The 9,550-nt window shown below is 30.6% G+C and carries 7 protein-coding genes; 4 read left to right on the top strand and 3 right to left on the bottom strand.

Annotated elements, in window-relative coordinates; translation table 11 throughout:
• Positions 1–129 precede the first annotated feature (129 nt).
• Positions 130–984, bottom strand: a complete 855-nt coding sequence (locus tag HMPREF2837_RS10510) for a helix-turn-helix domain-containing protein (RefSeq protein ID WP_075230932.1) — start codon at positions 982–984, stop codon at positions 130–132.
• A gap of 93 nt (positions 985–1,077) precedes the next feature.
• On the opposite strand from HMPREF2837_RS10510, the gene HMPREF2837_RS10505 reads away from it, so the two are divergent.
• From HMPREF2837_RS10505 to HMPREF2837_RS10495, 3 genes are all read left to right on the top strand, one after another.
• Entirely contained in the window at positions 1,078–2,316 is a 1,239-nt protein-coding gene (locus HMPREF2837_RS10505) for a caspase family protein (RefSeq protein WP_075230931.1), read from the top strand.
• A gap of 12 nt (positions 2,317–2,328) precedes the next feature.
• Positions 2,329–3,465, top strand: a complete 1,137-nt coding sequence (locus HMPREF2837_RS10500; RefSeq protein WP_075230930.1) for an N-acetylmuramoyl-L-alanine amidase family protein — start codon at positions 2,329–2,331, stop codon at positions 3,463–3,465.
• An 807-nt stretch (positions 3,466–4,272) separates the two neighbouring features.
• Positions 4,273–6,129, top strand: coding sequence for an AAA family ATPase (locus HMPREF2837_RS10495; RefSeq protein ID WP_075230929.1), 1,857 nt, complete (start codon positions 4,273–4,275; stop codon positions 6,127–6,129).
• A gap of 412 nt (positions 6,130–6,541) precedes the next feature.
• On the opposite strand, the gene HMPREF2837_RS10490 is transcribed toward HMPREF2837_RS10495, so the two are convergent.
• Complete coding sequence (locus tag HMPREF2837_RS10490; protein ID WP_075230928.1) at positions 6,542–7,438, bottom strand: tyrosine-type recombinase/integrase; 897 nt, start codon at positions 7,436–7,438, stop codon at positions 6,542–6,544.
• A gap of 90 nt (positions 7,439–7,528) precedes the next feature.
• On the opposite strand from HMPREF2837_RS10490, the gene HMPREF2837_RS10485 reads away from it, so the two are divergent.
• Positions 7,529–8,494: a polyprenyl synthetase family protein gene (locus HMPREF2837_RS10485; RefSeq protein WP_075230927.1), complete on the top strand. Its 966-nt coding sequence runs from the start codon at positions 7,529–7,531 to the stop codon at positions 8,492–8,494.
• A gap of 34 nt (positions 8,495–8,528) precedes the next feature.
• Here the strand turns inward: HMPREF2837_RS10485 and HMPREF2837_RS10480 are convergent, their stop codons facing one another.
• Entirely contained in the window at positions 8,529–9,518 is a 990-nt protein-coding gene (locus HMPREF2837_RS10480) for a hypothetical protein (RefSeq protein WP_075230926.1), read from the bottom strand.
• Positions 9,519–9,550 lie beyond the last annotated feature (32 nt).

The raw sequence follows: 9,550 nt of genomic DNA, 5'->3' as shown, positions 1-9,550 counted from the left end.
AATACCTTGATATACTTGACAAATGGTAGAAAAAAGACTTAGCTCAGTGTAATACAGAACCAAATCTTATTGATAAATTATTTGTCTAATTTTTTAGAAATTATATCTCTAAATGATATCATTTAACAATTAAATTGTTAGATCTAGCTTAAATTTCTGGTTTAATTCATTTATTGTGTCACTATCATTATATTCCTTAAATATTCTCATAGCTTTGGAACATTCTTTTTTACCTAACTCTACTTGATTCGTTTTTATGAGATAAATACCTTTTAAAAAAAGCAAATAATTCTTTTCAAAATAATATCCTTGTCTAGTAAGTAAATTTTCTAAATCATCTATAAAAAATTGAGCGCTATCTAACAAATTATTTTTCAATAATAATTCTAAATTAAATAAATATAAAGGAATTACTCTATGTGTTCCAATGTCTGTTTTTAAAAAATGTCGTGTTTTCTTGATTACCACTCTATATAGTAAGCTAATGGTTTTAGTATTCATAAAAAACACTGAATTATAGAAAAGTTTTAGTTCATACTCCATCCAAGTATCTACAGAAAGCAGATATTTTATTAATTCATTACATTTAGATGAATTATAAGGAAGGTTTGCAAGACGATTAATCTGTTCTTCAGCAATCAATTTTATGTGATAATTGCATAAACTTTTTTCTTGTTTTTGTTTTAACTCTATTTTATCCACTAATTCTTGAAGTAAAAATATATCTGAAGAATTTACAGCATGTTCTAATTCTTCAAAAAGACATTCTTTTTTGGAATAATAACAATGCACTAATTCTTCAAATTCTGAAAATGATATTCCAAGACGATTTAACAGAATATAAAAATGATTAATAGATAATTTTGTAACGCCATTTTCGAAACGAGAAATAGTTGATTCACTAATTTCATTACATGATAAATCTTTTAGGCGAAAATTTTTTGAAATACGAATATCCTTTAAAACTGCTCCGAAATTTTCCATAATGTTCCTCTTCCATTTCTGCAAAAAATAAAACGCTTGTTTTTTATTTATGATATGATTATATAAAAATAAAATAGAAAGGACAATAGTATTATGAAAAAAATTTTATTGTCAACAGTTGTTTTATTAAGCTTAGTAGCATCTCTGCCAGCAAATAATCCAGTTTCTGCTCAAGAATCATCCTCTCAAGCGACTTATAGTAAGTCAAGTGGAAGTTGGATAAAATCTGGTAGCCGTTGGTGGTATAAGCATTCTGATGGTTCTTATACTACAAATGGATGGGAAAAAATAAATGATACCTGGTACTATTTTGATAGTGAAGGTTGGATGAAGACAGGTTGGATTAAAGAATATGGGAAATGGTATTATCTAGATGATAGTGGTGCTATGAAAACTGGATGGTGTTGGGTTTCTGGTAGCTGGTATTATTTAAATAGTAGCGGTGTCATGCAAACGGGACTACAGACTATCAATGGAAAACAATATTATTTATCTAGTAGCGGAGATATGCAAGTTGGTTGGCACAATATCGGAGATGATACCTATTTCTTTGCCACTAGTGGAGCAAGACAAACGATTAATCGCCGTGCTTTAGTTCTTGGTGAAACATCAACGAGAGCAGTACCTATCGAAGATGTTAATGCTATGGAAAAGGTTTTTAATAACCAAAACTTTAGTAAAGTTGTTCGTTTCCCAGATAAAACAAAAGCTGAGATTATTGCAAAAATGCAAGAGCTTTTCAAATCTTCTAGCGAAAGCGATGTGAACTATCTTTACCTTACCTGTCATGGAGGAAAAGATGGGACGATAGCCATTGGTAGCGATAAAACATCATTTTCAGGCTGGGAATTGGCATCTATACTGAAACAATATAAAGGTAAGTTTGTGGTTATGCTGGATTGTTGCTATTCAGGAACAATTATAGATGTAGGTGAATCAGATGAAAAGGCTGTCTCTAAGTCTGCAGAAGTATTTGATGAACAAGCATTTTTGGCAGGATTTTCAACAGGAGATGTAGCAAGCAAGAATGGTGAAATGCTTGATTCTAAATTCCTCGTACTATGTGCCTCTTGGAAAGGTGAAAAATCGTATAGTGCAGTCGGAGTAGGTAGTCTTGCCACCAGATACTGGGCAATGGGTACAGGTTGGGATTCACTTCAAAGTAGAATGATTTCGCCTATGGCAGACACCAATACTAACGGAAAAATTACTTTAGAGGAACTGTATCAATACTCTTATCCTCTAGTTCTTGAAGCTGCATCAAGCAGTAATAAGGAGCAACATGTATCAGTTTATCCAGAAAACAGTCAATTTGTTTTATTTCAAAAATAAGGAGTTAAGGAAATGAAAGTATCAAAAAAAATCACACTATTTGGTTTGTCTTTAGCAGGTTTAGCTTTACTAGCTTTCCCTCATTCAGGAAAGGCCTTCGAATTGGAAGAAGAATGGGTTATTAAGGGTGATGTCTGGTATCAAAATGGCAAAATTCTTCGATTTAACAATGGAAATGAAGTAGATATCAAAGTCTTAGATTTGCCACAAACCGAGAAAATCGAGTGGACGGTCAGTCTCAACGGTCAAGATCAGACTGTCAATTTCCTAGGTCAAGAAAAGGACAAGTCTATGGTCGGTGCAAAGGGGCGTTACCTGAATTTCTATGTACCTTATGGCTATAGAGGAGATATCAAGGTCGAGGCTAAGAGCGGAAATGAAGTAAAGACCTGGTCCACTAAAGTGGTTGATGATGTATATAATGACGGTGGAAAGAGTAGCTACTACCGTATTGACGAATCAAATGATCAATACACCTACCTTGATACAAAATGGGACTATCAAACCAAGACTTACACTGCTACCTTACCAGAGACTGTCAATGGTCAAAAAGTATTTGCTTGGGCAGACGACTATGTAGAATTGAAACTTGAAAAACCAGGAGTTATCAGTCATTCCTACAGGGGAGGAGGACACTTCAAAACACTTTATCCGATTGTAAAAGCAGAAAGCTGGTTAAAATCAAACCAAAACTGGTACTATCAAAAACAAGGCCAATTAGTGCAGAAGGATTGGGTTAAGGACAAGGGAACTTGGTACTTTATGAATGATAAAGGAGTCATGTTCAATCAAACTTGGCTCTATCAAGGTAGCAACTGGTATGCCTTTAAATCATCAGGAGCCATGATTGAATCTGATTGGTTGTACGATAATGGTTCTTGGTATTACCTAAAGGACTCAGGTTCAATGGCAACAGGATGGCTTAAAAATGGAGGCACTTGGTATTACCTAAACAAGTCAGGTTCAATGGCGACAGGCTGGGTAAAAGATAGTGACTCTTGGTATTACTTAAAAGACTCAGGTGCTATGGCGACTGGTTGGATAAAAGATGACGGTCAGTGGTACTATCTTGCTTCAACTGGTAAAATGCTTCACAACACCTATACACCTGATGGTTACTATGTTGATGCCAGTGGCGCTTGGAAATAAATTTTAAAAAGAGGAAATCTACTGAGAAGGTAGATTTTCTTTTTTAGTCAGTGAGTATAGAATATAGTAGATCAGAAATTTAGCAGGATTATTCTCTTTTACTAACAATCTGCTTACAAAAACTAAACTCATTGTGAATCTCACCAGTAAGTAAAAGGCTAGGCAAAAAGTCTTAAAAATCAGAAAAATGCATTGTATCAGCTGTTGAAAAAACTTGATATTATGCGTTTTATTGTGGGAAGATTTACTTCATTTTATCCAGGAATTGTTTTTTGACAAAACTTTTTTGTTTTATTTAAGGATGTTTGAAGACTGTATTTTAGAAGAGGATTCTTATTGACTTCCTATTATCATTATGATAGAGTTAATATTGTAACTATATTAGTTTTAAATAAAAGCCTCAGAACTGAACTGCGATCTTTTCAGGGCTATTTTTTATATTCATAAGCTAGCTAGTATTACCTATTTTGTATGAGTTCTGGTTATAGGTCAATAGAAAAGCAAAAGGAATTTTAAAATGTTGAAAGGATATATAAAAAATCTATCTTGAACGTAGGACATACTCAATCAGAAGTTGCTGAGAAGTTAGGTGTAGCACAAGCTTAGTAGGTTAGGTTAGGAAACGGAGGAAGAAATCGAAAGGACGAAACATTAAAAAGAATGGCTGAAATCTTTGGAGTTAACTTTTACTATTTTAAATGTGGTTATGATGTTGTAGATATACTTAGAAAAGTAGAATTAACTGATAAACAAAAGTTAGAAATGTATTACTTAATAAAGAAGTATTTAAAAATGTGAGGTATTTATATGAAATCTGGTGTTATAAATTTAGTATCTTTTATGGAAAGTCAAACAGATGATGATATATTTCGATATTACAAGAAAATAAATCATATTGAAGAAATTAATGATACTGAGATTGAAGCGATAAATAAAATTTTTGAAAAATTCAAAGAACTAGAACCTAGTTGTATGAATGGGGCATTTTCTGGATATTTTTTAGGTACTAAGTACACAGGAGTTGTTTCTGAAGAATTTGATATGTTGAGATTTTCTAATCAAAAAATCATCAATATTGAGTTAAAGAGTACACAGATTTCCGAAGATAGAATCCTTAGACAACTAAAAAGGCATTCTTACTTATTAAGTTCAATTTCTTCAGATATGGAAGTATCACTTTATACATTTGTATCAGAAACAGAAATATTATATAAATTTGACGAAGTAACCGAGACACTTATTCCAATTTCTTTTGAACAATTGTTTGAAGATATACCGTTTGATTTCATTGAATATAATTACTTAGAAAGCTTAGTTAACACTTCATTTATTATCTCACCTTATTCAGAACCAGATAGATTTTTCAGTAACCAATATTTTTTAAATAATGAACAGGAACAAGCAAAGAAAAAGTTAGTCGAATCATCAAAAAAATATGTTGGTCTTAAAGGTGCTGCAGGTACAGGGAAATCGTTAATACTATTTGATGTTGCTAAGGAACTTTCTAATAGTGGGGAAAAAATTTTGTTTGTTTTTTGCTCTGCAATTTATGATTTAGATACTATCCAGAAAATTAATGAACAGTCTAATTTTCAATTTATTGATATTCGAGGATTCAACAATGTCTTGCTAAGTGATTATAATATTGTTATTATTGATGAAAGTCAAAGATTAAGACAGGAACAATGGAATAAATTAGTAGAGATCGTAAAATCTGGAGAAATAAATAAATTGATTTTATCGGTTGACAATGCGCAAACACTACGTCCAGAGGAAAGAAGTTTAGATATTCAGGGTATTTTGAGCGATAAAAAATATAAAAATGCAGTTGAGTATGTTGACTGTCTTACAGAACGTGTGAGGACCGATATAGAACTATCTACTTTTATTAGAAAATTTTTCAATACGCAAGAAAAGGACCTACGTGTTTTAGATTTTCCAAAGGTTAATGCTGTTTATTTTGAACATGAATACTCTGCAAGGGATTTTATTAACTCTTGCATAGAGAATGAGGGATATGTTTCTATAGAGATGCCTGAAAAAAGAGTGTGGTTGAGAAATGGGCAAACAAGATTACCCAAATTTTTTGGAGACTCTTTAGATGGTTTTACGGTTATAGGAAGAGAGTATGATAAGGTTTTACTGCCACTGACTAATAGAGTAACTCATAATGCAGATGGGAAAATTGCCGTACCTGTTGAATGGGGATACAGTTATCTTGCTGAAAATGGATTGTTTCAAGCTATTACAAGAGTAAAAAAACAATTACTACTAGTTGTCATAAAAAATAAAGCGTTATTCAAGACAATACAGGAAATATTAACTTGGAAAGCATTTCGAGATACACAACGAACTGCTAAAAGAATACGTGCCATTAGAGAAGTACATTCACTTGATGTCGAAGATATTTCACGTATCACAGGTATACCATGTAGCAAATATATTGAAATAGAAGATTCAGGTAAAATCAATAATATAAAATGGTTAAATAAATTGGCCAAATTTTATCAAGTATCACCACAATACTTCGAGGGAGAAGCATCAGAACTAGACTATAGCAAAATAGATTTAATTTATAAAAAGAGGTTAGAGGGGCTTAGTCAAGAACAAAAGATCGAAATCGAACAGGATATAATTGATTATATAAACCGGTGGGGCCAATAAAAGTAATTTGTCAATTTTTTCTCTTTTGCTAACAATCTGCTTACAAAAATTAAACTTATTGTGATCATTACTAGTAAGTAAAAGAATTGGTAAAAAGTCTTAAAAATCAGAAAAACGCATAGTATCAGATCTTGAAAAAAATTGATATTATGCGTTTTATTGTGGGAAGATTTACTTCATTTTATCCAGTAATTTTGTTAAACAAATCTTTTTTGTTATATTTAAGGATATTTGAAGACTGTATTTTAGAAAAACAATCACAGAGCTCTTAATACAGAATATAGTATAAATGCTGATTCAAAGTGAAGTTTTCTATGTTTTTTGCTTTTGCTGAGTATAAAATCTATTAACTAAGATTGAACTATAAAAATCAACTTGAGATGAAGTGAATTGTAGACATTGGAGATGTCTCTTACTCGATTTCAGAATGAATCGCTGATACAGGATTAAAAGAACTAAGTATTTCTTTTTGTTTTGAATGAGATACATGAGTATAGATTTGTGTGACTGATATAGAACTGTGTCCAAGAATTTGTTGAATGTATCGAATATCTACATCATTATCCAGAAGCATTGTTGCAAAGCTATGTCTAAACATATGTGGTGTAATAGTTCTAGATAAGTTATTTTGCTCAACGATAGTCTTTAAAATTAAACGTATACTTTGCTCTGACAATGGTTTTAGCGAATTTTTCCCTGGAAATAGGAAATCATTAGATTCCTTTCCTATTTTATTTATATATATTTCTAAAAAATTGAAGGTTGTTTGATCTCCTAAAAATATGATACGTTCTTTCTTACCCTTTCCTATAATATGGAGTGTCTTATTAGAAAGGTTAATATCTTTGAGACGAATGTGACAAAGTTCTGAAATTCTGATACCCGTTGAAAGTAAAAGGGAAATAATTAGTAGATTTCTTTCAGCTTTTTGTTTTTGATAGTCAGTTTTAGAAATAACTACTCTCTGCTCTAAATAGAAAAAAATATTTTTCAAAATATCATACGGAATTGTTTTAGGCAACATTTTTTCAGTTCGAAATTGAAAGCGTAATTGATTGAAGGGATTCTCTTCAATTATGTTCTGGTATTTTAGATAGTTATAAAACACCTTCATACAAGCAATTTTTCTTCTTAGTGTATTCGTTTTTATGTTAGATTGTGTCAAGTGTTCGATATAGGATTCGACATTATCATAGTCTGAGTTATAAAGTTGCATAAGATCATTCTTATAAGCGCGAATCGTGTGTGAACTCAAACGTTTATGAGTTTTGCAATAATCTAAGTAAGTAGAAATAAGTTTATAATCCATGAGAATCTCCTTTATCAATAATTATGCTATTATAAACCTATTTGAGTGCTTTGTATAGTGATAATAAATAGTTATCGGTAGGAGAATACTATGGAAAAGACGCCAATAATTACGTTAAATAGTGAAGAAAAAGATTTTTTGTTCCGGATTGATTCTATGATTAAATCAATACTGTTTGAACTACCAGTACAATATCATGAGATACTTCAAGTAGTGAATGGGAGTCGTTTTAGACCGCTATTAACATATTATGGTTATAAGTTGTTTTCTGAAAATCTAAATGAAAAAGTTTATAAATCTGCAATAGCTATTGAGTTAATTCATAAATCATCCATCATAATTGATGACATTATCGATCAAGATGATAAAAGGCATAGTATATCTACAGTACACAAGCAATATTCTATAGATGAAGCCTTAATAATCACAGTCTTTCTATTGGGGAAGTGTATGGAATTATTGTCCGAAATTGATGATTCTACAGTTAGACTATTTAGCCAAATGATTATTAGAATGTGCCGCGGGACAATACAAGAATTGAATATTGATATGAATGTAAGTATTGATAAAATAAAAGAAATCTTAGATAACCAGACTTCACAAGTTATTCAAAATTGTTTAGTGATTGGCATGAAATCATATAATCCTGAGTTAGATAATCAACATTTAGCAATTATTGGTTATAAATTAGGCTACTTATTTCAGTTACTAAATGATTGCGAAGCATACTTTAATCCTGAGTTCACTGTAAAATACAAAGGGAATTATAATTTTGATATTAATAAAAGTAGAAAAAATTTATGTTACGTTTACCTTGAACATTTTCTCTCTAATAAAGAAAAAATGGGACTTCAGAATAAAGATAAGGTGACTAATTTAGAAATTTTATTGAATAAATATAATGTGTTAAAACATATAAAAAATGAAGTTTCGTTAATTGAGGTTGATATTAAAAAACAATGTGAATTTTTGGAAAAAAATCATTCTATGGAAAGGTTAAATTATTTTATTGATTATTCAATTAAATTAGCCAAGGCAAGAGCGGGGATTTATTAAGATAAAAGAGCAGAGATTGGGATTCTCTGCTCTTTTAATTTTGTGTTAAAAATGGCTGAAGTAGCCGATATAGATTTATCAAAATGGGGATGAAACCTATCGGATTGAGTGTTTTTCTATTGAATAAATGTGGAAAGTTCGGGGAATCTTTATAAAGTTTAAAAAGTTCAATGTAATCCTTGTTTATTTGTCTGTTGTTAGTAGTGGTATCATATTCCGTTAGTTGCATCCTCTTTATTTTTTTAATAATATCTTCAATATATTTTTTCCAAATATAGTCTAAAATTACATAACCAAAACCAATCAATATAAAAATTATTCCCCAAGTAATTGCAAAAGCTAAGTTATTAGGTGTATCTATTATTAAAATATTTTCAGAAAATCTAATAGCAGATAGAGGAGTGGTTAAATAGAATAGCGAGGTATATGCAATACCTAAAATCCCAAAATGATTACTGAATGAATTCATATTATCAGTAAATTTAACTACCCAATCTGACTCAGATGGATTATGTAGAGAAACTGGTGTCAATGTAGTAAACTCTAATTTTGAAATCTTTCTTAAGGTAAGAATATAGAGTAGATACTTTAAATACAATTGTATTGCAATAAATACAGTTAGGATTAGAGTAATAGCGCCATAGATTGTAATTAATTCGTTCCAAATAAGAACTTTTAATAATATTAGTGAAACGAAATAAGTTACTCCAATTGTAAAAGAAACAGTTATGCTATACCATTTATTTAAATAATCACTATTTTTACTAAGTATTGAAAACAGGGGAAGGCCATTAACTTTAGTGCCTGAAATAGATGTTGAAACGTTTCTTTCTTTTTTCATTAAGTTTCGATATGTGATGATTTGAGCTAACAATAAAGAATTTACACCAAGAACATACACATAATTATTTTTCAATGATGAATCAAAAATTGATAATATAATCCCAATAAAAATCCAACAAGAAAAAATAACTGTCCAAAAGCATTTTTGGGAGAGAATTTGATCGACTATTTTTATTTTCATACCAATCTCCTACCGATAACTATTTATTATCA

This window comes from Streptococcus sp. HMSC071D03 (assembly GCF_001812125.1).
GTDB lineage: Bacteria > Bacillota > Bacilli > Lactobacillales > Streptococcaceae > Streptococcus > Streptococcus pseudopneumoniae_N.
Note: the sequence above shows the minus strand (reverse complement) of the source record. Positions and strands in the feature narration are given on the sequence as shown.

Coding starts and splice junctions, on each gene's coding strand:
- HMPREF2837_RS10510 (WP_075230932.1), bottom strand. CDS start 984: ATGGAAAATTTCGGAGCAGTTTTAAAGGATATTCGTATTTCAAAAAAT.
- HMPREF2837_RS10505 (WP_075230931.1), top strand. CDS start 1,078: ATGAAAAAAATTTTATTGTCAACAGTTGTTTTATTAAGCTTAGTAGCA.
- HMPREF2837_RS10500 (WP_075230930.1), top strand. CDS start 2,329: ATGAAAGTATCAAAAAAAATCACACTATTTGGTTTGTCTTTAGCAGGT.
- HMPREF2837_RS10495 (WP_075230929.1), top strand. CDS start 4,273: ATGAAATCTGGTGTTATAAATTTAGTATCTTTTATGGAAAGTCAAACA.
- HMPREF2837_RS10490 (WP_075230928.1), bottom strand. CDS start 7,438: ATGGATTATAAACTTATTTCTACTTACTTAGATTATTGCAAAACTCAT.
- HMPREF2837_RS10485 (WP_075230927.1), top strand. CDS start 7,529: ATGGAAAAGACGCCAATAATTACGTTAAATAGTGAAGAAAAAGATTTT.
- HMPREF2837_RS10480 (WP_075230926.1), bottom strand. CDS start 9,518: ATGAAAATAAAAATAGTCGATCAAATTCTCTCCCAAAAATGCTTTTGG.